The sequence below is a fragment of the Streptococcus oralis genome, from assembly GCF_003942875.1.
Taxonomy (GTDB): domain Bacteria; phylum Bacillota; class Bacilli; order Lactobacillales; family Streptococcaceae; genus Streptococcus; species Streptococcus oralis_BX.
Genome location: NZ_RMVK01000001.1, coordinates 49,586 through 74,289, shown reverse-complemented (window position 1 = coordinate 74,289; position 24,704 = coordinate 49,586). Strand labels below are relative to the sequence as shown.

The 24,704-nt window shown below is 41.3% G+C and carries 23 protein-coding genes, 1 pseudogene and 1 other annotated feature; of the genes and pseudogenes, 23 read left to right on the top strand and 1 reads right to left on the bottom strand.

The genetic code is table 11. The annotated features are described in order from the left end of the window. Positions 1 to 2 precede the first annotated feature (2 nt). From rsmI to D8844_RS00340, 8 genes are all read left to right on the top strand, one after another. Positions 3 to 881 carry a 16S rRNA (cytidine(1402)-2'-O)-methyltransferase gene (gene rsmI, locus D8844_RS00375; protein ID WP_125420989.1) on the top strand — a complete coding sequence of 293 codons (879 nt, stop codon included), beginning with the start codon at positions 3 to 5 and terminating at the stop codon, positions 879 to 881. Positions 882 to 1,115: 234 nt separating this feature from the next. Continuing rightward, positions 1,116 to 2,450 (top strand): methylenetetrahydrofolate--tRNA-(uracil(54)-C(5))-methyltransferase (FADH(2)-oxidizing) TrmFO, encoded by a 1,335-nt coding sequence (gene trmFO / locus D8844_RS00370; RefSeq protein WP_125420986.1) that lies wholly within the window; start codon positions 1,116 to 1,118, stop codon positions 2,448 to 2,450. Positions 2,451 to 2,533: 83 nt separating this feature from the next. Beyond that, the gene (pyrH, locus tag D8844_RS00365) at positions 2,534 to 3,271 is read left to right on the top strand and encodes a UMP kinase (protein WP_031222472.1); all 738 of its coding nucleotides are present in this window, start codon (positions 2,534 to 2,536) and stop codon (positions 3,269 to 3,271) included. Positions 3,272 to 3,278: 7 nt separating this feature from the next. Beyond that, complete coding sequence (gene frr / locus D8844_RS00360) at positions 3,279 to 3,836, top strand: ribosome recycling factor (RefSeq protein ID WP_001262233.1); 558 nt, start codon at positions 3,279 to 3,281, stop codon at positions 3,834 to 3,836. 59 nt (positions 3,837 to 3,895) lie between these two features. Next, entirely contained in the window at positions 3,896 to 4,750 is an 855-nt protein-coding gene (gene cvfB, locus D8844_RS00355; RefSeq protein WP_125420983.1) for an RNA-binding virulence regulatory protein CvfB, read from the top strand. A gap of 11 nt (positions 4,751 to 4,761) precedes the next feature. Beyond that, on the top strand, positions 4,762 to 5,367 hold the full coding sequence (locus D8844_RS00350; protein ID WP_125420980.1) for a GrpB family protein: 606 nt from the start codon (positions 4,762 to 4,764) through the stop codon (positions 5,365 to 5,367). Continuing rightward, complete coding sequence (locus D8844_RS00345) at positions 5,364 to 5,579, top strand: YozE family protein (protein WP_001232084.1); 216 nt, start codon at positions 5,364 to 5,366, stop codon at positions 5,577 to 5,579. The genes D8844_RS00350 and D8844_RS00345 overlap by 4 nt, the downstream gene beginning before the upstream one ends. Before the next feature lie 80 nt (positions 5,580 to 5,659). Next, positions 5,660 to 6,646 carry a PhoH family protein gene (locus D8844_RS00340; RefSeq protein ID WP_000658201.1) on the top strand — a complete coding sequence of 329 codons (987 nt, stop codon included), beginning with the start codon at positions 5,660 to 5,662 and terminating at the stop codon, positions 6,644 to 6,646. Between the two features lie 51 nt (positions 6,647 to 6,697). Here D8844_RS00340 and ald read toward each other — a convergent pair whose 3' ends face one another. Beyond that, entirely contained in the window at positions 6,698 to 7,810 is a 1,113-nt protein-coding gene (gene ald / locus D8844_RS00335; RefSeq protein ID WP_125420977.1) for an alanine dehydrogenase, read from the bottom strand. Positions 7,811 to 7,986: 176 nt separating this feature from the next. On the opposite strand from ald, the gene D8844_RS00325 reads away from it, so the two are divergent. The 15 genes and pseudogenes from D8844_RS00325 to D8844_RS00260 all read left to right on the top strand — a co-directional run bounded on the left by D8844_RS00325 (position 7,987) and on the right by D8844_RS00260 (position 24,607). Next, complete coding sequence (locus D8844_RS00325; protein ID WP_125420974.1) at positions 7,987 to 8,556, top strand: GNAT family N-acetyltransferase; 570 nt, start codon at positions 7,987 to 7,989, stop codon at positions 8,554 to 8,556. Positions 8,557 to 8,622: 66 nt separating this feature from the next. Next, on the top strand, positions 8,623 to 9,273 hold the full coding sequence (locus D8844_RS00320) for a helix-hairpin-helix domain-containing protein (RefSeq protein WP_125420971.1): 651 nt from the start codon (positions 8,623 to 8,625) through the stop codon (positions 9,271 to 9,273). Further along, positions 9,257 to 11,497 carry a DNA internalization-related competence protein ComEC/Rec2 gene (locus tag D8844_RS00315; protein ID WP_125420968.1) on the top strand — a complete coding sequence of 747 codons (2,241 nt, stop codon included), beginning with the start codon at positions 9,257 to 9,259 and terminating at the stop codon, positions 11,495 to 11,497. The genes D8844_RS00320 and D8844_RS00315 overlap by 17 nt, the downstream gene beginning before the upstream one ends. A 148-nt stretch (positions 11,498 to 11,645) precedes the next feature. After that, positions 11,646 to 11,860: pseudogene (locus tag D8844_RS10445) on the top strand (hypothetical protein). 32 nt (positions 11,861 to 11,892) lie between these two features. Continuing rightward, positions 11,893 to 12,486: an ATP-binding cassette domain-containing protein gene (locus D8844_RS00310; RefSeq protein ID WP_125420965.1), complete on the top strand. Its 594-nt coding sequence runs from the start codon at positions 11,893 to 11,895 to the stop codon at positions 12,484 to 12,486. Further along, positions 12,483 to 13,667 carry a membrane protein gene (locus tag D8844_RS00305; RefSeq protein WP_042902389.1) on the top strand — a complete coding sequence of 395 codons (1,185 nt, stop codon included), beginning with the start codon at positions 12,483 to 12,485 and terminating at the stop codon, positions 13,665 to 13,667. The genes D8844_RS00310 and D8844_RS00305 overlap by 4 nt, the downstream gene beginning before the upstream one ends. Positions 13,668 to 13,824: 157 nt before the next feature. Next, positions 13,825 to 13,956: a sequence feature (ribosomal protein L20 leader region), on the top strand. 15 nt (positions 13,957 to 13,971) lie between these two features. Further along, positions 13,972 to 14,502, top strand: a complete 531-nt coding sequence (gene infC / locus D8844_RS00300) for a translation initiation factor IF-3 (protein WP_000848184.1) — start codon at positions 13,972 to 13,974, stop codon at positions 14,500 to 14,502. Positions 14,503 to 14,534: 32 nt separating this feature from the next. Continuing rightward, entirely contained in the window at positions 14,535 to 14,735 is a 201-nt protein-coding gene (gene rpmI / locus D8844_RS00295) for a 50S ribosomal protein L35 (RefSeq protein WP_001125942.1), read from the top strand. Positions 14,736 to 14,786: 51 nt separating this feature from the next. Then, entirely contained in the window at positions 14,787 to 15,146 is a 360-nt protein-coding gene (gene rplT, locus D8844_RS00290) for a 50S ribosomal protein L20 (RefSeq protein ID WP_000124830.1), read from the top strand. Between the two features lie 174 nt (positions 15,147 to 15,320). Next, positions 15,321 to 16,985 carry a molecular chaperone HscC gene (locus D8844_RS00285; RefSeq protein ID WP_125420962.1) on the top strand — a complete coding sequence of 555 codons (1,665 nt, stop codon included), beginning with the start codon at positions 15,321 to 15,323 and terminating at the stop codon, positions 16,983 to 16,985. A 13-nt stretch (positions 16,986 to 16,998) separates the two neighbouring features. Further along, positions 16,999 to 19,782 (top strand): J domain-containing protein, encoded by a 2,784-nt coding sequence (locus D8844_RS00280; RefSeq protein ID WP_125420959.1) that lies wholly within the window; start codon positions 16,999 to 17,001, stop codon positions 19,780 to 19,782. An 84-nt stretch (positions 19,783 to 19,866) separates the two neighbouring features. Further along, positions 19,867 to 20,247 (top strand): lactoylglutathione lyase, encoded by a 381-nt coding sequence (gene gloA / locus D8844_RS00275; protein WP_000157150.1) that lies wholly within the window; start codon positions 19,867 to 19,869, stop codon positions 20,245 to 20,247. 247 nt (positions 20,248 to 20,494) lie between these two features. Beyond that, a complete protein-coding gene (locus tag D8844_RS00270; RefSeq protein WP_125420956.1) occupies positions 20,495 to 21,295 on the top strand; it encodes a dihydroorotate dehydrogenase electron transfer subunit in 801 nt (266 codons plus the stop codon). Then, a complete protein-coding gene (locus D8844_RS00265; RefSeq protein WP_185757653.1) occupies positions 21,258 to 22,244 on the top strand; it encodes a dihydroorotate dehydrogenase in 987 nt (328 codons plus the stop codon). Before D8844_RS00270 ends, D8844_RS00265 begins: the two co-directional genes overlap by 38 nt. A gap of 110 nt (positions 22,245 to 22,354) precedes the next feature. Further along, entirely contained in the window at positions 22,355 to 24,607 is a 2,253-nt protein-coding gene (locus tag D8844_RS00260; RefSeq protein ID WP_125420950.1) for a glucosaminidase domain-containing protein, read from the top strand. Positions 24,608 to 24,704: the final 97 nt, after the last annotated feature.

The following is a 24,704-nucleotide window of genomic DNA, read 5'->3' as shown; positions in this document are numbered from 1 at the left end:
GCATGCAGATTCAAAAAAGTTTTAAGGGACAATCTCCCTATGGCAAGCTTTACCTAGTAGCAACGCCGATTGGCAATCTAGACGATATGACCTTTCGTGCTATCCAGACTTTGAAAGAGGTGGACTGGATTGCAGCTGAGGACACGCGAAATACTGGTCTCTTACTCAAGCATTTTGACATTTCTACTAAGCAGATTAGTTTTCATGAGCACAATGCCAAGGAAAAAATTCCTGATTTGATTGGTTTATTGAAGGCGGGGCAAAGTATTGCTCAGGTTTCTGATGCGGGTCTGCCTAGCATCTCGGACCCTGGTCATGATTTGGTCAAGGAAGCTATTGAGGAAGAGATTGCAGTTGTCACAGTTCCGGGTGCCTCTGCAGGGATTTCTGCCTTGATTGCCAGTGGTTTAGCGCCACAGCCACATATCTTTTACGGTTTCTTACCGAGAAAATCAGGCCAGCAAAAGCAATTTTTCGACTCAAAAAAAGATTACCCAGAAACTCAGATTTTCTACGAATCGCCCCATCGTGTAGCGGATACATTGGGAAATATGCTAGAAGTCTACGGTGACCGCTCGGTAGTCTTGGTCAGGGAATTGACCAAAATCTATGAAGAATACCAACGAGGAAAGATTTCAGAGTTACTAGAAAGTATTGCTGAAACGCCACTCAAGGGGGAATGCCTTCTCATCGTTGAAGGTGCCAGTCAGGATGTGGAGGAAAAGGACGAGGAGGACTTGTTTTCAGAAATCCAATCTCGTATCCAGCAAGGAATGAAGAAAAATCAAGCCATAAAGGAAGTTGCGAAACTCTACCAGTGGAATAAAAGTCAGCTCTACGCTGCCTACCACGATTGGGAAGAAAATCAAGAAAATGACTAAACAGGGAAGTTTGCCTTCTTCCCTTTTTTTGTTATACTAGTAGAAGAAAAATTAGAAAGATTTGTGGGAGTGAAAAAGTCCGGGGGACTTTTTCAGCCTGAGCCAAGAAATTCGAGAGCGAAGTAAGTCCTGTGGACTTTTTCAGTCTGAGCCTAGAAACTCTTAATCTCGTAAGTTTAGTTGGCTTTTTCAATGTGAATCTTGTCTTCACACTCCCAAAGAGGTATTAGTGTCATGTCTCAATCTTATATCAATGTTATCGGAGCAGGTTTGGCAGGGTCTGAAGCAGCTTACCAAATCGCAGAACGTGGTATTCCAGTTAAACTCTATGAAATGCGTGGTGTCAAGTCAACACCTCAGCATAAAACAGATAATTTTGCGGAGTTGGTTTGTTCCAATTCCTTGCGTGGAGATGCTTTGACCAATGCTGTAGGTCTTCTCAAGGAAGAAATGCGTCGCTTGGGTTCTGTCATATTGGAATCTGCTGAAGCTACACGTGTTCCTGCAGGCGGTGCCCTTGCGGTGGACCGCGATGGTTTCTCTCAAATGGTGACCGAAAAAGTAGCCAATCATCCTTTGATTGAAGTGGTTCGTGATGAAATTACAGAATTACCGACTGATGTTATTACAGTGGTCGCTACTGGTCCTTTGACCAGCGATGCTCTAGCTGAGAAGATTCATGCCCTTAATGACGGCGATGGATTCTATTTCTACGACGCGGCGGCGCCTATTATCGATGTCAATACTATCGATATGAGCAAGGTCTATCTCAAGTCTCGTTATGACAAGGGAGAGGCGGCCTACCTCAATGCTCCAATGACCAAGCAAGAGTTTATGGATTTTCATGAAGCCTTGGTCAATGCGGAAGAAGCACCGCTGAATTCGTTTGAAAAAGAAAAGTACTTTGAAGGTTGTATGCCTATCGAAGTCATGGCTAAGCGTGGCATTAAAACCATGCTTTATGGTCCGATGAAGCCAGTCGGTTTGGAGTATCCAGAAGACTACACAGGACCTCGTGACGGGGAGTTCAAAACACCGTATGCAGTTGTCCAGCTTCGTCAGGACAATGCGGCTGGTAGCCTCTACAATATCGTTGGTTTCCAAACCCACCTCAAATGGGGGGAGCAAAAGCGTGTTTTCCAAATGATTCCAGGTCTTGAAAATGCGGAGTTTGTCCGTTATGGGGTCATGCACCGCAATTCTTACATGGATTCACCAAATCTTCTTGAACAGACTTACCGTTCTAAGAAACAACCCAACCTCTTCTTTGCTGGTCAAATGACGGGTGTGGAAGGCTATGTTGAGTCAGCAGCCTCAGGCTTGGTTGCAGGTATTAACGCGGCTCGACTTTTTAAGGGAGAAGGAGAAGCTATTTTCCCAGAGACAACAGCGATTGGAAGTCTGGCTCATTACATCACTCATGCGGACAGCAAACATTTCCAACCAATGAATGTCAATTTTGGGATTATCAAGGAATTGGATGGCGAGCGTATCCGTGATAAGAAGGCTCGTTATGAAAAAATTGCAGAGCGTGCTCTTGCTGACTTAGAGGAATTTTTAACGGTCTAATTTTTTTCAAAGAATTGCTCATGATACTATAAAAATCTTAGAAATTGTGATAAAATAGGTAGGATGAAAAAAGGAGAGTAAAAATGGCGAACCCCAAGTATAAACGTATTTTAATCAAGTTATCAGGTGAAGCCCTTGCCGGTGAACGTGGCGTAGGGATTGATATCCAAACAGTTCAAACAATCGCAAAAGAGATTGAAGAAGTTCATAGCTTAGGTATCGAAATTGCCCTTGTTATTGGTGGAGGAAATCTCTGGCGCGGGGAACCTGCTGCAGAAGCAGGAATGGACCGCGTTCAGGCAGATTATACTGGAATGCTTGGGACCGTTATGAATGCTCTTGTGATGGCAGATTCATTACAACAAGTTGGTGTCGATACGCGAGTGCAAACTGCCATTGCTATGCAACAAGTTGCAGAACCTTATGTACGTGGACGTGCCCTTCGCCACCTTGAAAAAGGTCGTATCGTTATCTTTGGTGCCGGAATTGGTTCACCTTACTTCTCAACAGATACAACAGCGGCTCTTCGTGCAGCTGAAATCGAAGCAGATGCCATTCTGATGGCTAAAAATGGTGTCGATGGTGTTTACAATGCCGATCCCAAGAAAGACAAGACAGCTGTTAAGTTTGAAGAATTGACCCACCGTGATGTTATCAACAAAGGTCTTCGTATCATGGACTCAACTGCTTCAACTCTCTCAATGGATAACGACATTGACTTGGTCGTCTTCAATATGAACCAACCAGGCAACATCAAACGTGTCGTATTTGGTGAAAATATCGGAACAACAGTTTCAAACAATATCGAAGAAAAGGAATAAGAAAATTATGGCTAACGCAATTGTAGAAAAAGCTAAAGAGAGAATGACCCAGTCTCACCAATCACTTGCTCGTGAATTTGGTGGTATCCGTGCAGGTCGTGCTAACGCAAGCCTGCTAGACCGTATCCACGTAGAATACTATGGAGTCGAAACTCCTCTTAACCAAATCGCTTCAATCACTATTCCCGAAGCGCGTGTTTTGTTGGTAACGCCATTTGACAAGTCTTCATTGAAAGACATCGAACGTGCCTTGAACGCTTCTGATCTTGGTATTACACCAGCTAACGATGGTTCTGTTATTCGCTTGGTAATCCCAGCTCTTACAGAAGAAACTCGTCGTGATCTCGCTAAAGAAGTGAAAAAAGTTGGTGAAAATGCTAAAGTAGCGATCCGTAACATCCGTCGTGATGCTATGGATGAAGCTAAAAAACAAGAAAAAGCTAAAGAAATCACTGAAGACGAATTGAAGACTCTTGAAAAAGATATTCAAAAAGTAACAGACGACGCTGTGAAACACATCGACGACATGACTGCCAATAAAGAAAAAGAAATCTTGGAAGTCTAAAAATAAACAGAAAAACTCAGTTGGCATTGCTGGCTGAGTTTTATTCGAAAGAAGGAAATATGAATACAAATCTTGCAAGTTTTATCGTTGGACTCATCATCGATGAAAATGAGCGTTTTTACTTTGTGCAAAAGGATGGTCAAACCTATGCACTTGCCAAGGAAGAAGGTCAATATACAGTAGGGGATACGGTCAAAGGTTTTGCCTACACGGATATGAAGCAAAAACTACGTCTGACAACCTTAGAAGTGACTGCCACTCAGGACCAATTTGGTTGGGGAACGGTAACAGAAGTTCGTAAGGACTTGGGTGTTTTTGTTGATACCGGTCTACCTGATAAGGAAATCGTAGTATCACTAGATATTCTCCCTGAGCTCAAGGAACTCTGGCCCAAGAAGGGCGATAAACTCTACATCCGTCTCGAAGTGGACAAGAAAGATCGAATCTGGGGACTCTTGGCTTATCAAGAAGATCTCCAACGTCTGGCTCGTCCTGCCTACAACAACATGCAGAACCAAAACTGGCCAGCTATTGTTTACCGTCTCAAGCTGTCAGGGACCTTTGTCTATCTACCAGAGAATAATATGCTTGGTTTCATTCACCTAAGTGAGCGCTACGCAGAGCCACGTTTGGGGCAAGTGTTAGATGCGCGTGTTATCGGTTTCCGTGAGGTGGATCGTACCTTGAACCTCTCCCTCAAGCCACGTTCCTTTGAAATGTTGGAAAATGATGCCCAGATGATTTTGACCTACTTGGAAAGCAATGGCGGTTTCATGACCTTAAATGATAAGTCATCTCCTGAGGACATCAAGGCAACCTTTGGTATCTCTAAAGGTCAGTTCAAGAAAGCACTCGGAGGCTTGATGAAAGCTGGCAAAATCAAACAAGACCAGTTTGGTACAGAGTTGATTTAGGCCTTATAGACATGAAAAAGAAACTTGAAGAAATGAGTTTAGAGGAACTCTGGCAACTTTTCCCTATTTTTCTAGTAGAGCACAGGTCAGAGTGGAAAGACTGGTATGAATCGGAAAAAACAAGTCTGAAAAAAATATTGGGTGCAAATGTTATTAAAAGAATAGAACATATCGGTAGCACTGCTATTCCTAATATTTGGGCCAAAAATATCGTTGATATTCTGCTAGAAGTAGGTAGAATAGAGGATTTAGCAAGAGTTAGGGATTTATTGGTGAAGAATGGGTGGCTAGTGATGTCGGAGAGTCCTAACAGGATTTCGCTAAATAAAGGCTATACAGAGCAGGGATTTGCTGAGAAAGTTTTTCATTTACATTTGCGAATGACGGGAGATCATGACGAGATTTATTTTAGAGATTATCTCTGCCAGCATCCAGATATCGCCCAAGCGTATCAGGAATTAAAACTAAGTTTATGGAAAAAATTTGAACACAATCGAGACGCCTATACAGATGCGAAAACAGATTTTATAAACCACTACGTATCAAAGGCTAAGTCCAGTAATTTTCAAGAATCAGAAAAGTGTCATCAAAAAACTCTTGATAGGAGAAAGAATTGAGAAAATCATTTTATACTTGGCTCATGACCGAGCGCAATCCTAAAAGTAACAGTCCCAAAGCCATCCTAGCAGATCTCGCTTTTGAGGAGTCAGCCTTTCCAAAACACACAGATGATTTTGATGAGGTGAGTCGCTTTTTGGAGGAGCATGCCAGTTTCTCTTTTAACCTAGGAGACTTTGATGCCATCTGGCAAGAATACTTAGAACACTAGAGACAATGAGATGAGGCTAGTATTTTATTGTTCTCTTTGCTATAATATAAAGAAATAAACGGATTAGAGAGGTTCTTTATTTGAAGGAACATTCAATAGACATTCAACTAAGTCACCCAGATGACTTGTTCCATCTTTTTGGTTCCAATGAGCGCCATCTTCGTTTGATGGAAGAAGAGCTCGATGTGGTGATTCATGCTCGTACGGAGATTGTTCAGGTTTTGGGAGAAGAAACTGCTTGCGAGGAAGCTCGTCAGGTTATCCAAGCTTTGATGGTCTTGGTGAATCGGGGGATGACCGTTGGCACGCCAGATGTGGTGACTGCGATTAGCATGGTCAAAAACGATGAAATCGACAAGTTTGTCGCCCTTTACGAAGAAGAAATCATCAAGGATAATACTGGGAAACCGATCCGTGTCAAAACCTTGGGTCAAAAACTTTATGTGGACAGTGTCAAACAGCATGATGTGACCTTTGGAATCGGACCAGCAGGGACAGGGAAGACCTTTCTTGCAGTGACTTTGGCAGTAACTGCCCTTAAACGTGGGCAAGTCAAGCGGATTATCCTTACTCGTCCAGCAGTGGAAGCAGGTGAGAGTCTAGGATTTCTTCCGGGTGATCTTAAGGAGAAGGTCGATCCGTACCTTCGACCTGTTTATGATGCCTTGTATCAGATTTTAGGAAAAGACCAGACCACCCGTCTCATGGAGCGTGAAATCATAGAAATCGCGCCCCTTGCCTATATGCGTGGACGAACCTTGGATGATGCCTTTGTCATTCTCGATGAGGCGCAAAATACGACGATCATGCAGATGAAGATGTTCTTGACGCGTTTAGGATTTAATTCGAAGATGATTGTCAATGGAGATATCAGTCAGATTGACCTGCCGCGTAATGTCAAGTCAGGTTTGATTGATGCCCAAGAAAAGCTTAAGAACATTCACCAAATCGACTTTGTTCATTTTTCAGCCAAGGATGTGGTTCGTCATCCAGTTGTCGCTCAGATTATCCGGGCTTATGAACCAGCTCCAGTTAAGGTTGAAGAAAAGAACCAAGAAACAGAATAGCAAAAAAAGCAGTTCAGATGTGAACTGCTCTTTTTTAATGAGTGCCTAGCTTTAAACAAGTTCGTCAATAGAAGTATGATCTTTATCGAGTCCTTGGGCAACTGGGAGGCTGGTCAAGTAACCTTGATAAGTGGTCACACCTTGACGTAAGCCTTCGTCTTCAGAGATTGCTTGTGCGAATCCTTTGCCAGCCAATGCTTCGATATAAGGAAGAGTGACATTGGTTAGGGCGATGGTTGAAGTGCGAGCAACCGCACCAGGGATATTGGCAACGGCATAGTGGAGAACACCGTGTTTTTCATAAACAGGCTCATCGTGTGTTGTCACATGGTCAGCTGTCTCGATTACACCACCTTGGTCAACGGCAACATCAACGATGACAGAGCCTGGACGCATTTGTTTGACCATCTCATCTGTCACCAATTTCGGTGCTTTGGCACCAGGGATGAGCACCGCTCCAATCACCACATCAGCATCTCTCACACTTGCTTCGATGTTGAATGAATTAGACATAAGAGTTTGGATTTGGTTTCCAAAGACTTCTTCTAGAACTGAGAGACGCTTAGCGCTGATATCTAAAATAGTTACTTGAGCACCAAGACCAAGGGCGATGCGGGCAGCATGTGTACCGACGACACCACCACCGATGATGGTTACTTTTCCTTTTGGAACACCTGGTACACCACCTAGTAGGACACCAGAACCACCAGCTTGCTTAGTAAGGAAGTGGGCTCCGATTTGAACAGCCATACGACCTGCAACTTCACTCATAGGAACGAGGAGCGGTAGCTGTCCTTGATTGTCACGAACAGTTTCATAGGCAACTCCTGTTGTTTTTGCTGCTAGCATAGCATCTGCTAATTCTGGAGCAGCGGCCATGTGCAAGTAGGTGAAGAGAAGAAGATCGTCGCGCAAATAACCATATTCAGAAGCTAGTGGTTCTTTTACTTTCACGACCAACTCGGCAGCCCAGGCTTCAGCAGCAGTAGCGACAATCTCAGCTCCTTGCTTTTGATAGTCTGCATCAGTAAATCCTGAACCGAGACCAGCATTTGTTTCGATGAGGACACGATGTCCACGGCTGACTAAACTATGGACGCCAGCAGGAGTGAGGGCAACACGGTTTTCATTATTTTTAATTTCTTTTGGAATTCCGATTAACATAGAGATAACCTACCTTTCAATTGACGGTCTTGTTTTAGTTGTCACATTCCAGTTCATAAATCAAAAATGTGATGGTTTTATTGTATATGAAACCGCTTCAAAAATCAAGAAAAACTTGTCATCCAAATTTATTTATGCTAGACTAGTGAGAATCAAGCTCTAATCGAGGGAAAAGTATGGAATCAATATTTGTGAAATTTGCCCAGTATCCATCTATAGAAACGGAGCGTTTATTGCTCCGACCTGTAACCTTGGACGATGCGGAAGCTATGTTTGAGTATGCCTCAGACAGAGAAAATACACGCTACACTTTTCCAACAAATCAAAGCTTAGAAGAAACCAAGAACAACATAGCTCAGTTTTACTTGGCTAGTCCCTTGGGACGGTGGGGAATCGAACTAAAAAGCAATGGTCAGTTTATTGGAACTATTGATTTGCACAAGATTGACCACATTCTCAAAAAAGCAGCTATTGGCTACATTATCAATAAAAAATATTGGAATCAAGGATTGACGACAGAAGCCAATCGTGCCGTGATTGAACTGGCTTTTGAGAAGATTGGAATGAACAAGTTGACCGCTCTTCACGATAAGGACAATCCCGCATCAGGAAAGGTCATGGAGAAGTCAGGTATGCGTTTTTCCCACGAAGAACCCTATGCCAGAATGGATAATAAAGAACCAGGTCGAATGATCACAAGAGTTCATTATGTCTTGACTAAGGAAGACTATTTTGCAAATAAATAAGCAGTTGAAAAGAAATTTTCGACTGTTTTTTATTTCTCTTGCGAATAATCTAAGAGAGGAGAAAATATGGAAGCAATTATCGAGAAAATCAAAGAGTATAAAATCATTGTCATTTGTGCTGGTTTGGGTTTGGCCTTGGGTGGATTTTTCCTACTAAAGCCAACTTCACAAACACCTGTGAAAGAAACAAATTTGCAGGCTGAAGTTGCCGCTGTTTCAAAGGATTCATCATCTGGAAAGGAAATCAAGAAGGAAGAAAAGGAAGAATCTTCTGAACAAGATCTAATCACAGTAGATGTCAAAGGTGCTGTTAAATCACCAGGGATTTATGATTTGCCAGTAGGTAGTCGGGTTCATGATGCCGTTCAGAAAGCTGGTGGATTGACAGAGGAAGCAGATAGTAAATCGCTCAATCTCGCTCAGAAAGTCAGTGACGAGGCTCTTGTCTATGTTCCAACTAAGGGAGAAGAAGCGGCTAGTCAGCAGGCTGCCTCTGGAACGACTCCTTCGACAAGTAAAGATAAGAAGGTCAACCTCAATAAAGCTAGTCTGGAAGAACTCAAGCAGGTCAAAGGCTTGGGAGGAAAACGAGCCCAGGATATTATCGATCATCGTGAGTCAAATGGCAAGTTCAAGTCGGTTGATGAATTAAAGAAGGTTTCTGGTATTGGCGCTAAGACCATAGAAAAGCTAAAAGACTATGTTACAGTGGATTAAGAATTTCCCAATTCCCCTAATCTATCTGAGTTTTCTATTGCTCTGGCTTTACTATGCCATTTTTGGAGTGTCCTATCTCGCACTGCTAGGTTTTGTTTTTTTGCTTGTCTGTCTCTTTTTCCAATTTCCTTGGAAATCGGCTAGTAAAGTTCTAGCGATTTGTGGAGTTTTTGGTTTTTGGTTTTTGTTTCAAAACTGGCAACAGACACAAGCTAATCAAAACCTAGTGGATTCTGTTGAGAGGGTACGGATTTTACCAGATACCATCAAAGTCAATGGAGACAGTCTGTCCTTTCGGGGCAAGGCTGACGGCCGCACCTTCCAAGTTTACTATAAACTCCAGTCTGAGGGGGAGAAAGAGCTCTTTCAGGCCTTAACAGACCTTCACGAGATAGAGCTAGAAGGAAAACTTTCAGAGCCTGAAGGTCAGAGGAATTTTGGTGGCTTTGACTACCAAGCCTATCTGAAAACTCAAGGGATTTACCAGACACTGACTATCAAGAGTATCCAGTCAATGAAACAGGTTAGCAGTTGGGATATAGGAGAAAATCTGTCTAGTATACGTCGAAAGGCTGTAGTTTGGATCAAGACGCACTTTCCAGACCCTATGCGCAACTATATGACAGGTCTTCTTTTAGGACATTTGGACACGGACTTTGAGGAGATGAATGAGCTCTATTCCAGTCTTGGAATTATTCACCTTTTTGCCTTATCAGGTATGCAGGTGGGCTTCTTTATGGATGCCTTTAAGAAACTCCTCTTGCGATTGGGCTTGACCCAAGAAAAGTTGAAGTGGCTAACTTATCCCTTTTCTCTTATCTATGCAGGTCTGACAGGTTTTTCAGCATCGGTCATTCGCAGTCTCTTGCAAAAGTTACTGGCCCAACATGGTGTTAAGGGCTTGGATAATTTTGCCTTGACGGTCCTTGTCCTCTTTATCATCATGCCAAACTTTTTCCTAACTGCAGGAGGAGTCTTGTCATGTGCCTACGCCTTTATCTTGACCATGACTAGTAAAGAAGGGGAGGGACTCAAGGCTGTTGCTAGAGAAAGTCTGGTCATTTCCTTGGGAATATTGCCTATTCTATCCTTCTATTTTGCAGAATTTCAGCCTTGGTCTATCCTTTTGACCTTTGTCTTTTCCTTTCTGTTTGATGTGGTATTCTTACCGCTTTTGTCCATCTTATTCATTCTGTCTTTTGTTTACCCAGTCACTCAGTTTAACTTTGTCTTTGAGTGGTTAGAGGGCGTCATTCGCTTGGTATCGCAGCTGGCAAGAAGACCTCTGGTCTTTGGACAACCAAACGCATGGCTTTTGATTCTCCTCTTGGTTTCATTGGCCTTGGTTTATGACATGAGGAAAAATATTAAAAGACTAGCAGGATTTAGTCTCTTTATTGTGGGTCTCTTTTTCCTGACCAAGCATCCACTTGAAAATGAAATTACCATGCTGGATGTTGGGCAAGGGGAGAGTATTTTCCTACGGGATGTAACTGGGAAAACTATTCTCATAGATGTAGGAGGTAAAGCAGAATCTGACAAGAAAATCCAAGCTTGGCAGCAAAAGGCGACAACCAGCAATGCCCAGAGAACCTTGATTCCCTATCTTAAAAGTCGAGGAGTAGATAAGATTGACCAGCTGATTTTGACCAATACAGACAAGGAGCATGTTGGCGATTTGCTGGAGGTGACCAAGGCTTTCCATGTTGGGGAGATTTTAGTATCAAAAGGAAGTCTGACACAGAAGGAATTTGTAGCGGAACTAGAAGCAAGTCAAAACAAGGTACGTAGTGTGACAGCTGGGGAGAATTTCCCGATTTTTGGCAGTTACTTAGAAGTCCTATCTCCAAGGAAGATTGGAGATGGGGATCGTGATGGTTCCCTGGTTCTTTATGGAAAACTCTTGGATAAGCACTTTCTCTTCACAGGAAATTTGAAAGAGAAGGGAGAGAAGGACTTGCTGAAGCATTATCCTGACCTAGAGGTGGATGTCTTGAAAGCAGGCCAACATGGTGCTAAAACCTCATCAAATCCAACTTTCCTAGAAAAACTCAAACCAGAGATTACTCTCATTTCAGTGGGTAAGAACAATCGTGCCAAACTCCCCCATCAGGAAACCTTGACACGACTAGAATCCATCAAGAGTAAGATTTACCGAACAGATCAGCAAGGAGCCATTCGCTTTAAAGGATGGAATAGTTGGCAGATTGAAAGTGTTCGTTAGGAAGAAAAGGTGTTATATATTAGTAAAATAAACAAATAATCTGTTGCATAATATAGGGAAAAACGATATAATGAAAGCGTCTCCAATAGTAAAGATATAACTGCAATGAAAACATGAAAAATCAGTAAAACCCGTTTTATTAGCTAGTTTGTTATCTGTTGGTCTTTTTCAATCCATTGCATCTGCTGTAACAGTCACTAAAAAATATTGGTATGATTGGAATACTATGTGGGAATATAGTACTAACTATCACAACCATCAATACATTTCTATCCCGTTATGGTCTATTCTGAGTATAAAATTGGCGGAGGATGGAATTATAATCGTTATGAGGTCATAAACTACTACAGCGGAGGCTATTAATCGTTAAAGAGTGAGAAAAAGGAGGGCTGGATATGTTAAATCTTACTCATGTTACCTTAAAAACGCGACAAGTCATCTTGCAAGATGTTGATTTCACATTTGAAAAGGGCAGGATTTATGGCGTTCTTGCTATCAATGGCTCGGGAAAGACGACACTGTTCCGAGCTATGAGCAAGCTGCTTCCCCTTAGTAGTGGACATATCGCAGCCCCTCCTTCTTTGTTTTATTATGAGAGCGTTGAATGGCTGGATGGAAACTTAAGTGGGATGGACTACCTTCGTCTCATAAAAAACATCTGGAAGTCAGACCTAAACTTGAGGGATGAAATTGATTACTGGGAAATGTCTGACTATATCAACCTTCCCATCCGCAAGTATTCCTTAGGGATGAAGCAACGCTTGGTGATTGCTATGTATTTCCTCAGTCAGGCGAAATGCTGGCTCATGGATGAGATAACAAATGGCTTAGATGAGTATTATCGACAGAAGTTTTTTGATAGGCTGGCACAAATCGATAGAAAAGAACAGCTGGTTCTTTTGAGTTCCCACTACAAAGAGGAGTTAATGGAGATTTGCGATAGCATCGTAACCATTCGTCAGGGGCAGATAGAAGAGGTTCCGTTATGAAAGATATTAGCCTATTTTTATTAAAGAAAGTTTTCAAAAGTCGTTTAAACTGGATTATCTTACTTTTATTTGCATCTGTACTCGGTGTTACCTTTTATTTAAATAGTCAGACTGCAAACTCACACAGCTTGGAGAGCGAGTTGGAAACCCGTCTTGTAAAAGATGAGAGAATCGTCAATGAAAATGAAGTGAAGCTTTCCCAAATGTCTGACACCAGCTCGGAGGAATACCAGATTGTTAAAAGTAATTTAGACTCGCAAAAAAATCTTTTGACTCAAAAGAAAGAAATTCTGGCTTTGTTAAAAGAAGGACGCTGGAAAGAAGCCTATTATTTGCAGTGGCAAGATGAAGAGAAGAATTATGAAGTTATGTCAAATCAACCGACTTCTAGCTCTGAATTAAAAATGGCGAGCGACCGCCAACGGAAGATTTACCAAGCCCTGTATCCCTTGAATATAAAAGCCCACAATTTAGAATATCCGACCCACGGGATTGATCAGATTGTCTGGATTTTAGAGGCTATCATCCCAAGCTTGTTTGTGATTGGTATTATTTTTATGCTTACACAACTGTTCGCAGAAAGATATCAAAATCATCTCGATACAGCTCAGTTATATCCTTTTTCAAAAGCGACATTTGCCATGTCCTCTCTTGGAGTTGGGGTGAGCTATGTAACCGTGCTGTTTATTGGAATCTGTGGATTTTCTTTTCTAGTGGGAAGTCTGATAAGTGGTTTTGGACAGTTAGATTATCCATACCCGTTCTATAGCTTAACCAATCAAGAGGTAACTATTGGAAAAATACAAGATGTGTTATTTCCTAGCTTGCTCTTAGCTTTCTTAGCCTTTATCGTCATTGTGGAAGTCGTCTACTTGATTGCTTACTTTTTCAAGCAAAAAATGCCTGTTCTCTTTCTTTCACTCATTGGGATTGTTGGCTTGTTGTTTGGTATCCAAACGATCCAGCCTCTTCAGAGTATTGCACATCTGATTCCCTTTACTTACTTGCGTTCAGTAGAGATTTTATCTGGAAGATTACCTAAGCAAATTGATAATATCAATCTAAATTGGAGCATGGGGATGGTCTTACTTCCTTGCCTGATTATCCTTTTGTTAGTGGGGATTCTATTTATCGAAAGATGGGGAAGTTCACGTAAAAAGGAAGTTTTTAATAGGTCTTAGCGTTCCTATACGGAGGATGAGGAAAAAACTAACACAGAGAGGGAACCGGAATGGTTCTCTCTTTTTGATGCGGACATCAAGAAGAAAACAGAAAGTTTTTTGAAAAAATAACTTTTTATCTTGACAAGGAATAGAAAACTTGGTATCATATAAAAGTTGAGAAAAGCAGAAGTGAGAGCTTCTCGCCTTGTGACATCAAGTTGCCTGGCCCTACGGATGAAAAGTTTCTAAGAAACGCTATCATAACGTGCGGGCTTGTATTATTACGAGTCCGCTATTGTTTTTCTCTAATAATAAAAAAGAGGTGAAAACCATAGCAAAGCAAGACTTATTCATCAATGATGAAATTCGTGTACGTGAAGTTCGCTTGATCGGTCTTGAGGGAGAACAGCTAGGAATCAAACCACTCAGCGAAGCGCAAGCATTGGCTGATAGTGCAAATGTTGACTTAGTATTGATCCAACCTCAAGCAAAACCGCCTGTTGCTAAAATTATGGACTACGGTAAGTTCAAATTTGAGTATCAGAAAAAGCAAAAAGAACAACGTAAAAAACAAAGTGTTGTTACTGTGAAAGAAGTTCGTCTGAGTCCAACTATTGACAAGGGTGACTTTGACACAAAACTTCGCAATGCACGCAAGTTCCTTGAAAAAGGAAATAAAGTTAAGGTATCCATTCGCTTTAAAGGGCGTATGATCACCCATAAAGAGATTGGTGCAAAAGTTTTAGCCGAGTTTGCTGAAGCAACACAAGATATTGCAATCATCGAACAACGAGCTAAGATGGATGGACGCCAAATGTTCATGCAGTTGGCGCCAGCAACTGACAAAAAATAATTGTCAGAAAGTTAAATAAAGGAGAAAAAATCATGCCAAAACAAAAAACACACCGCGCATCAGCTAAACGTTTCAAACGTACAGGTTCTGGTGGACTTAAACGTTTCCGTGCTTACACTTCTCACCGTTTCCACGGAAAAACTAAGAAACAACGTCGTCATCTTCGTAAAGCATCTATGGTGCATTCAGGAGATTTCAAACGTATCAAAGCAATGCTTACTCGCTTGAAATAATAGCCTAACAGTAAGTAAACAATTCTAGGAAATATTTGGAGGAAATAAAACATGGCACGTGTTAAAGGTGGCGTTGTATCACGCAAACGTCGTAAACGTATTCTTAAACTAGCAAAAGGTTACTATGGAGCTAAACACATCTTGTTCCGTACTGCAAAAGAACAAGTAATGAACTCTTACTACTATGCATACCGTGACCGTCGTCAGAAAAAACGTGACTTCCGTAAATTGTGGATCACTCGTATCAATGCGGCAGCTCGTTTGAACGGACTTTCATACTCACAATTGATGCATGGTTTGAAATTGGCTGAAATCGAAGTTAACCGTAAAATGCTTGCTGACTTGGCTGTTAACGACGCAGCAGCTTTCACAGCTCTTGCAGATGCAGCTAAAGCAAAACTTGGTAAATAATGACAAACTGTTTCATTCTTACTCTCGTGGTTTTACCGCAAGAGTAGGGTGAAACTTTTTTATTTTCCATAAATGATTTTCTATTTTAGAGAGTAAATGACAGATTTTTTCAAAGAAAATAGGATATTTCTTGTATAATAGGAATATCTAAAAAAGATTTGGAGTTTGAAGAAGATGATAGTAGGTATTGATTTAGGAACGACTAATTCTTTAGTAGGGGTATACCAAGATGGCCAGGTCAAGTTGATTCCCAATGCTTTTGGTGAGTATTTGACTCCTTCTGTTGTGGCTTTAGATGACAATGATGAGATTATAGTTGGAAAAATTGCCAAGGAACGCTTGGTGACCCACCCAGATAAGACGGTTTCTCAGTTCAAGCGTTTTATGGGGACTAAGCATGAATTGACACTAGGAAATCGAGCATATAAGGCTGAAGAATTAAGCTCTTTTATCATTCGAAAGTTGGTAGACGATGCAGAGACCTATCTTGGAGAAAAGGTCGAGGAAGTGATTGTTAGTGTTCCAGCCTATTTCAATGATGCTCAACGTTATGCGACCAAACTAGCAGGGAAATTTGCAGGTGTTCAGATTGATCGGATTATCAATGAACCTTCCGCAGCAGCTCTTGCTAAAAGATCTATGGTAAACCAAGAAGATCAATCTTTTATTGTAGTCGATTTTGGTGGTGGAACTCTAGACATTTCAGTTGTGGAGCTTTTTGATAATATCGTCGAAATCGTGTCGATCGCAGGGGACAATCGTTTGGGAGGAGAAGACTTTACTGCGGCTATTGCTGAGGAATTTTTAGTCTCCAATCAATTAACCAAGGATACGATTTCCCGAGAATTTTATAGCAAAATTCTGGTACAGGCTGAAAAGACAAAGCTAGAACTCAATGATAAAGAAGAAGTGAAGATGACGGTTCTGGACCAAGAACAGGAATACACTTTAGACTTGAGCTACCAACGCTTTTATGAGCTTTGTCAACCTCTGCTAGCCCGTGTTAAGGCCGTTTTGGATCGTGCCTTGATGGATGCGCGCTATAGCTATGTATCATCTGATAACTTTGTTCTTGTTGGGGGGACTTCGAAACTCCGCTTGGTTCAAGACTTTTTATCCTACTGTATCAATCAAATGGTGCAGGTATCGGATGATCCCGATCGGATGATTGCGAGAGGTTGTGCCCTTTTAGCAGGAATAAAAGAACGGCAGGGTGAGATACGAGATTTATTACTATCTGATATTTGCCCTTTTACACTGGGGATTGAGATAGTTGGAGACCGTTTTTCGCCGATTATTGAGCGAAATTCTACCCTACCTGCTTCACGCATCGAACAGTACTATACGGCTGAATTGGGACAGAGCCAAGTCAAGATAAAGGTCTATCAAGGTGAGATGATGAAGGCATCGCAAAACCTGTTCTTAGGTGAATTAGAAGTTCCCATCCCTGTTAATACTCGAGTAAATGAAAGTTTCACAGTTCGATTCACCTATGATTTAAATGGAATTTTGGATGTCGAAGTGAAAATTGATTCCACACAGGAAGTCTTTAGTCATGTTATTCTCCAAGATAGCATTACCCTGACAGAAAAGGAAATCAAGACTAAGCAAGCAGAGTTGACTCGCTATAAGATCAATGCTCAAGAAACAGAGGTTTATCGTTTCTTGATTGAAAAAGCGAATCGCGTGTACAGTATGCTCTTGGGGAGAAGAAGAGATGAGCTAATGGCTGAAACTAGACGATTTGAAGAAGAGGTCAGTCAAGCATCTGTGTATCATTTGCCAAAACTCTATCAATCATTTTCAAACTATTTAGACTTCCTAGAGCGAGGACTATAAAAGAGGAGACCTTATGAATATATGGGAAACTTTAGGGATAGAGCCAACGACTGACGTCAAGCTTATTAGAAGGCGTTATGCTGAACTGGTTCGGCTCTATCACCCAGAAGACCAACCAGAAATTTACCAAGAAATTGTTGAAGCTTATCAAAAAGCCTTGACTTATGCGAGATCTAGAAATACAAGACCAGAAAATAGTCTAAGAAAAGCGAGTGACTCTCAAGAGGCTACTGAACTTGAAGAAGAGGCGAATGAAAAGACTAAGTCTAGTCTCAACTTTGAAACCTTGACTGAAGAAACGAAGACTGAGAACGAAGAGTCTGAAACATCAAGTCTTGATTTCAGTGATTATCAGAAATCAACTGATAAAACAAGCAATTCCTTTAACTTTGAAACCTATAAAGCAGAAGAGGATGAGCAAAAGTCAACCCTTGACTTTGGTGACTATGATGAGGAAGTTCAGCTAAATGGAGATTCTGAAGAAAGAGCTACGAATCCCCTCAATTTTGAAACGTTTGGTGATGAAGAGAACCGTGGGCAAGAAGGAACAACAAGGTCTACTCTTGACTTTAGTAGTTATAATGAAGCAGCCTATTTGATTCGAAATGCGATTGAAAGTATTGTTAAAAATGATGATTACAGTCCAGAAGAACAAGAGCATCTATGGCGTCAGTTCTTCCATCAGTATCAGTATGATATGGACATTGTTCAATCCGTTTTAGAGGAAATGGATGTTTATATTTTTAATAAACCGGAGCAATTTTCTATCCTCATTCCCTTGCTGGAAGACTATATACCTGACTTCCGATACTGGGGCTATTACTATAAACTGAAGCATTGGAAGGTTAAAAGAGCTACCGCCTACAAAAATGGAGAGTCTCTTGAAGATGCAAAAAAAGAAATTTCGAATTTGTATGCTTCTTATCGTTTATGTCAGGCAATCCTTGAAGATTCCCAAAGAGCTAATCAGATTGGAGCTTGGATAAAATTTTTCAGTCAATCATTTTCTCCTAGTACTGTCCTTTTTCTCTTGAATAACAGTAAACAAATGATTACTTGCATTCCAGTTTTGGCTTATATCTTGGAGAAGATTAAACCAGAGGTTGGAGAAGAGGAACAAAAAGCCTATGATGAACTTCTAGCTTACTTTGAGGAATTACAAGCAGATTCAGAAGAACCATTCGATATCCATTCTTATAATTTGCTAAATTCATCGGAGGTTGAGGAAAAACTATATCTTTTACTCTATAGTCCATATCAAGACGAGTACAAACTGTTACGTGATTGGCAATATCTTTTTGAAACAGTTAAGGATCATACTCTCCTACTTGATTTGTTAGAAAAGGTGGACGTCTATCCTTTAACCAATGCGAAAGTGTTAGCCCTCGTTCTCCAATTTGTGGAGCGTTATAGTGATGAGGAATCAAATCCTTACCTGAAGAAACTCCATTTCTGGAAGAGTATCCATTCCTATCCTTCAGTGGTAGAGGAGTATGAACTAGACAAAAAGGAAAATTTTGATTACTGGTACAATGAAGGTTATCTCTATATGGATAAGCTCACCAAGAGCGATGAAGATATCAATGATTGGGAGAAGTGGAGAAGCTACTTTAAAGGAAGACCACGCATTCTAACGATTTTACTCCAACAGATCTATAAGGAGTACCATCGGTTTACAGACGGCGAGCTCCTGAGATATGTTTTAGCTCCTTTTCCTACTTCTAAAATGGCTCCCCAAATGATGACGGAGGAGACAGACCAGAAACTAGAAGAGATGACGACTTATGCCTATGAACTTAGTCATCCGAAGGCCAAGCTCTCTTATTTGGATTGGAAAAAAAGACAGGTATTTAATAATAAGTTTCTTCAGCTTTTCTCTGGTCTCTTTACGATTGTAAGTTTGATACTCAGTATTATAGAGCGACCAGGTTATAATTCATGGGTTCATGCTGGCATGTTTTCACTCTTTTACGTCTATATGCTAAAATTAAGGAAAACACCGATTGAGGAGGGAGTGACTGCTAGAGGAGAAAAACGGAAATTCTACTACAGCCCCCATCCATGGTTCCTACTAATCTTGCTATTGACCCTCGTCATTCCATCCTTACCGTTTGGCCTCATCGGTGCCCTTATGTTCATTACATTTTTCAGCTTCATCGATGGTTTCCAAGTGAGTCAGGGGCTGAAATGGGATTATTCTTTGGAGAAGCTGATTCCTATCGGTATCTTTCTTTCTGCTGGCTTTCTTTCTGCTTTGGTAAATCGAAGCCAGACTATTTCAGGAGTTGCCATAGCTTACTTCCATATTTTTGCAATCCTTGTGATTTGCTTGTCTTTTACAAGATTTAGTCCTGGATTTCCACCATCTCTGAAGAAAATTTTCATACCAGCAGTCTTGGGGATCCTACTATTTCAAACGTTGCCCTACATTCACAGCCGTTTAGACATCTTTGATCCAACTATTCTACGAAATGAAACGCTGGCTATAACCGTTATCCTCTTGTTAAATGGAATCGCTTTGTCTTATTTTACAAAGGAACAAGGCTTCATGATTGGTGTGAAGAAGGTCTTTATGATTTATGGCTTACAGATTTTTATTTTCCTAAGAAGACTGTTGCGAATCCTATTCGCACCAAATTCAGTTTTCGGTAATAACTATCATTACAAAGACTTACTACTCATGAACAGCGAATTTACGTTCTACTTCCTCGAGGGGCTTTTTATCCTGATCATGCTTTTCCTTATTCGCAATATACGCAAGGAAAATCTAAAAGTGCTGCTTAGAATGAAAGCGTAGAGAAGAAGACTCTAGTTCAAGTTTCTAGTAAATTTTGTCCATTAAGGGTATAATAGAACTATTAAAATGAAAGAGGTAATGAAAATGGCTTCAAAAATGCTACACACTTGCTTGCGAGTAGAAAACCTTGAAAAATCAATCGCTTTTTATCAAGATGCTTTTGGATTTAAAGAATTGCGTCGCAGAGATTTTCCAGATCATGCTTTCACCATTGTCTATCTAGGACTTGAGGGGGATGACTATGAGTTGGAGTTGACTTATAACTATGATCACGGTCCTTATGTGGTAGGAGATGGCTTCGCCCATATCGCCCTCAGTACACCTGACCTTGAGGCGCTACATCAAGAACATAGCGCTAAAGGCTATGAGGTGACAGCCCCTAATGGACTTCCAGGAACTCAACCAAACTATTACTTTGTCAAGGATCCTGATGGCTACAAGGTCGAAGTCATTCGTGAAAAATAATCCAGTAAAGTCAAGTAGAATGTTCGTTTTCTACTTGACTTTTTTTCTTTGAAAGAGTATACTAATACAAATTTAACCTTTAAGGGGAGTCCAGAGAGACTCACAAGGTGTCAGATAAAAGGGATAAGGGGACTCTCTGTGGAGACTTTTTAAGCGTGCGCATGAGTTCTAGCCTAACCCAACTGAGGCCTTGCATTAGCAAGGTCTTTTCTTTATCTGGTCCCCTTAAATTTAAGGAGGAAAAGTCATGAATCCCACATGTAAGAAACGTTTGGGTGCTATTCGTTTGGAAACCATGAAGGTGGTCGCACAAGAGGAAATTGCGCCAGCAATCTTTGAATTAGTCCTAGAAGGGGAAATGGTTGAAGCCATGCGAGCAGGCCAATTTCTTCACTTGCGTGTGCCTGATGATGCCCATCTCTTGCGTCGTCCTATTTCAATTTCGTCTATTGACAAGGCAAACAAGCAGTGTCATCTCATTTATCGGATTGAGGGGGCTGGAACCGCAATTTTTTCAACCTTAAGTCAGGGAGATACTCTTGATGTGATGGGACCTCAGGGAAATGGTTTTGACTTGTCTGATTTAGGCAATCAGAGCCAAGTTCTCCTCGTTGGTGGTGGAATCGGTGTTCCACCCTTGCTTGAGGTGGCCAAGGAATTGCATGCGCGTGGGGTGAAAGTGGTGACAGTCCTCGGTTTTGCCAACAAGGATGCTGTTATTCTCGAAACAGAATTGACCCAATATGGTCAGGTTTTTGTTACAACAGATGATGGTTCTTATGGCATTAAGGGAAATGTGTCAGTCGTCATCAATGACTTAGACATTCAATTTGATGCTGTTTACTCATGTGGGGCTCCTGGAATGATGAAGTATATCAATCAAAGATTTTATGATCACCCAAGAGCCTATCTATCTCTAGAATCTCGTATGGCTTGTGGGATGGGGGCTTGCTATGCCTGTGTCCTAAAAGTGCCAGATAGTGAGACAATTAGTCAACGTGTCTGTGAAGATGGCCCTGTTTTCCGCACAGGAACAGTTGTATTATAAGGAGAAAGTCATGACTACCAATCGTTTACAAGTTTCTCTACCGGGCTTGGATTTGAAAAATCCTATCATACCAGCATCAGGCTGTTTTGGTTTTGGTCAGGAATATGCCAAGTACTATGATTTGGACCTTTTGGGATCAATTATGATCAAGGCAACGACACTTGAACCCCGTTTTGGGAATCCTACTCCCAGGGTTGCAGAAACGCCTGCTGGTATGCTCAATGCAATCGGCTTGCAAAATCCGGGTTTAGAAGCTGTTTTAGCTGAAAAGTTGCCTTGGCTGGAAAGAGAGTATCCTACGCTTCCCATCATCGCAAATGTTGCAGGCTTTTCAAAACAAGAGTACGCTGCCGTTTCTCGAGGAATTTCTAAGGCTGCAAATGTAAAAGCTATCGAGCTTAATATCTCTTGTCCGAATGTGGATCACGGTAATCATGGACTTTTGATTGGGCAAGATCCTGACTTGGCCTACGAAGTGGTAAAAGCAGCTGTGGAAGCCTCTGATGTGCCAGTTTATGTTAAGTTAACCCCTAGTGTAACGGATGTTGTCACTATTGCTAAAGCCGCAGAAGATGCAGGAGCAAGTGGCTTAACCATGATCAATACTCTAGTCGGTATGCGCTTTGACCTCAAAACAAGAAAACCAATCCTAGCTAATGGAACAGGTGGAATGTCTGGACCAGCAGTCTTTCCAGTAGCCCTCAAACTCATCCGCCAAGTCGCCCAAACAACCGACCTTCCCATCATTGGAATGGGAGGAGTGGATTCGGCTGAAGCTGCGCTAGAAATGTATCTAGCTGGTGCCTCTGCCATCGGAGTTGGAACAGCTAACTTTACCAATCCATATGCCTGTCCTGATATTATCGAAAATTTACCAAAAGTCATGGACAAATATGGCAGTAGCAGTTTGGAAGAACTACGCAAGGAAGTCAAAGCCAATCTGAGATAAGCTAGGTCTTCCTTATCGTCAACAAGAAATAGAATCTTCATCAATTTGTAATATTTCCGTCGGTTAACTATGTTACAATAGGGATTAGAAAACGTTATTGGAGCATTTAAATGAAACGATGGAAAGTGGCCCTAGTAAGTGCTGGCTTATTGGGGTGTTTTTTTACTGTAGTGGAGACAGCAAAAGCAGAAGAGGGAACGTGGCAAGGAAAGACCTACCTCAAAGCAGACGGGAAACCAGCAACCAACCAATGGATCTATGATCAAACGCAACAGGCCTGGTTTTATTTAACAGCTGATGGAAATCGTGCTGAGAACGGCTGGCTGACTGTTGCTGGTAAGGATTACTATTTTAACGAGACCGGAAAATTAGCCACAAAAACGTGGGTTGGCCAGTACTATGTGACTGAAAGTGGTACTAAAGCCAAGGAACAGTGGGTATTTAATCAGGAACAAGAATCCTGGTATTATCTCAAATCTGATGGTCAGAGAGCTAAAAACGAATGGATTCAACAAGGTCAGGAAAAATATTACCTTAAAGAAGACGGGAAAATGGCCAAAGATGAGTGGATCACTCAAGGGGAGAACCAGTACTACATCAATTCACAAGGTAAAATGCTGAAAAATGCTTGGCTTGGTAAGAACTATATATCAGAAAATGGTAATAAGGTTGAACAAACCTGGATTTATGATGACAACTATAGCAGTTGGTTCTACCTTCAACAAGATGGTACCTATGCTGAAAATGGCTGGTTAACCATAGATGGGAAGGACTACCATTTCAAATCAGGCGGTTATCTTTCAACTGAGCGCTGGATTGATCGCTTCTATGTTGCGAAGAGTGGAGCTAAATTGAAATCGGAATGGCTCTTTGATAAGAATTATGATGCTTGGTTTTACTTGAAAGCTGACGGAACCTATGCTGAAAAAGGCTGGGAAACGATCAAAGAAAAAGATTACCATTTCAAATCAGGCGGCTATCTTTCTACCGAGCGCTGGATTGATCGTTTCTATGTTGCGAAGAGTGGAGCCAAACTGAAATCGGAATGGTTCTTTGACAAGAATTATAACTCTTGGTTTTACTTGAAAGCTGACGGAACCTATGCTGAAAAAGGTTGGCAAACCATCAAAGGTAAGGATTACCATTTCAAATCAGGCGGCTACCTCTCTACGGAAACTTGGATTGACCGCAGTTATGTGACGAGTAGTGGAGCAAAAGCTGGCAAAGGTTGGCTCTTTGACAAGAATTATAACTCTTGGTTCTATATCAACTCTGATGGAAATTATGCCAATAAAGAATGGCTCTGGGATAATGGTTACTACTATCTCAAATCTGGTGGTTATATGGCTGCGAGTGAGTGGGTATGGTACAAGAACAATTGGTTCTACCTCAAGTCAAATGGAAAGATGGCTGAGAAAGAATTAATCTACGATTCATCCGACCAATCATGGTACTACCTTAAATCAGGCGGTTATATGGCAAAAAATGAAACTGTGGATGGTCATACCTTGGATGCTTCTGGTAGATGGCATGTTGCGGATAAAACCAAATATTACAAAGTTAAACCAATCACTGCCTATGTCTATAGTGCATCTGGAGAAATCTTGAGTTACATTAACCAAGGAAGCATTGTCTCACTGGATAGCTCGACTCGAAAAGGTGGCCGACTTGCAGTTTCGATTTCTGGTTTGTCTGGCTATATGAATCAAAGTGATTTGACAGCAGTGGATGAAGGAAGCGAGTTTATCCCTCATTATACTAGTGATGGGAAATTCCTCTACCATGAACTCTCTCCTTACACGAGTATCAAAGTAGCTCCACACACATCTGCTATGGTTATTGGTAAGAAGTACTACTCAACTGACGGGGAACATTTTGATGGCTTTACCATTAAAAATCCTTTCCTCTTTAAAAACTTGAGAGAACCAAGTAATTATAGTGCAGCTGAGTTGGATAAACTGTATTCGATGATGAACTTGCAGGATAGTCCTCTAGCGGGTAAAGGAGCGACTTTCAAAGAGGCTGAGGAACGTTACGGTGTCAATGCCCTTTACTTGATGGCCCATAGTGCCCTTGAAAGTGCGTGGGGTCGCAGCCAAATTGCCAGAGATAAGAATAACTTCTTTGGTATTGCGGCTTATGATACGAGCCCTTATCTCTCAGCCAAGAGCTTTGATAATGTGGACAAAGGAATTCTCGGTGCGGCCAAGTGGATTCGAGAGAATTACATCGACTACGGCAGAGACCACCTTGGAAACAAGGCGACCGGAATGAATGTTCGCTATGCTTCAGATCCATACTGGGGTGAGAAGATAGCCAGCATTATGATGACCATCAATAGTAGACTTGGTGGAAGAGACTAATCAAAAAAATCAACGGTAACTACTGAAAAAGTGGTTATCGTTTTTGTTTTGGACACTGTGAGAAAAATAGTATAATAACAGTTTTTTTTATTCTTGA

Coding starts and splice junctions, on each gene's coding strand:
- rsmI (WP_125420989.1), top strand. CDS start 3: ATGCAGATTCAAAAAAGTTTTAAGGGACAATCTCCCTATGGCAAGCTT.
- trmFO (WP_125420986.1), top strand. CDS start 1,116: ATGTCTCAATCTTATATCAATGTTATCGGAGCAGGTTTGGCAGGGTCT.
- pyrH (WP_031222472.1), top strand. CDS start 2,534: ATGGCGAACCCCAAGTATAAACGTATTTTAATCAAGTTATCAGGTGAA.
- frr (WP_001262233.1), top strand. CDS start 3,279: ATGGCTAACGCAATTGTAGAAAAAGCTAAAGAGAGAATGACCCAGTCT.
- cvfB (WP_125420983.1), top strand. CDS start 3,896: ATGAATACAAATCTTGCAAGTTTTATCGTTGGACTCATCATCGATGAA.
- D8844_RS00350 (WP_125420980.1), top strand. CDS start 4,762: ATGAAAAAGAAACTTGAAGAAATGAGTTTAGAGGAACTCTGGCAACTT.
- ald (WP_125420977.1), bottom strand. CDS start 7,810: ATGTTAATCGGAATTCCAAAAGAAATTAAAAATAATGAAAACCGTGTT.
- D8844_RS00325 (WP_125420974.1), top strand. CDS start 7,987: ATGGAATCAATATTTGTGAAATTTGCCCAGTATCCATCTATAGAAACG.
- D8844_RS00320 (WP_125420971.1), top strand. CDS start 8,623: ATGGAAGCAATTATCGAGAAAATCAAAGAGTATAAAATCATTGTCATT.
- D8844_RS00315 (WP_125420968.1), top strand. CDS start 9,257: ATGTTACAGTGGATTAAGAATTTCCCAATTCCCCTAATCTATCTGAGT.
- D8844_RS00310 (WP_125420965.1), top strand. CDS start 11,893: ATGTTAAATCTTACTCATGTTACCTTAAAAACGCGACAAGTCATCTTG.
- D8844_RS00305 (WP_042902389.1), top strand. CDS start 12,483: ATGAAAGATATTAGCCTATTTTTATTAAAGAAAGTTTTCAAAAGTCGT.
- rpmI (WP_001125942.1), top strand. CDS start 14,535: ATGCCAAAACAAAAAACACACCGCGCATCAGCTAAACGTTTCAAACGT.
- rplT (WP_000124830.1), top strand. CDS start 14,787: ATGGCACGTGTTAAAGGTGGCGTTGTATCACGCAAACGTCGTAAACGT.
- D8844_RS00285 (WP_125420962.1), top strand. CDS start 15,321: ATGATAGTAGGTATTGATTTAGGAACGACTAATTCTTTAGTAGGGGTA.
- D8844_RS00280 (WP_125420959.1), top strand. CDS start 16,999: ATGAATATATGGGAAACTTTAGGGATAGAGCCAACGACTGACGTCAAG.
- gloA (WP_000157150.1), top strand. CDS start 19,867: ATGGCTTCAAAAATGCTACACACTTGCTTGCGAGTAGAAAACCTTGAA.
- D8844_RS00270 (WP_125420956.1), top strand. CDS start 20,495: ATGAATCCCACATGTAAGAAACGTTTGGGTGCTATTCGTTTGGAAACC.
- D8844_RS00265 (WP_185757653.1), top strand. CDS start 21,258: ATGGCCCTGTTTTCCGCACAGGAACAGTTGTATTATAAGGAGAAAGTC.
- D8844_RS00260 (WP_125420950.1), top strand. CDS start 22,355: ATGAAACGATGGAAAGTGGCCCTAGTAAGTGCTGGCTTATTGGGGTGT.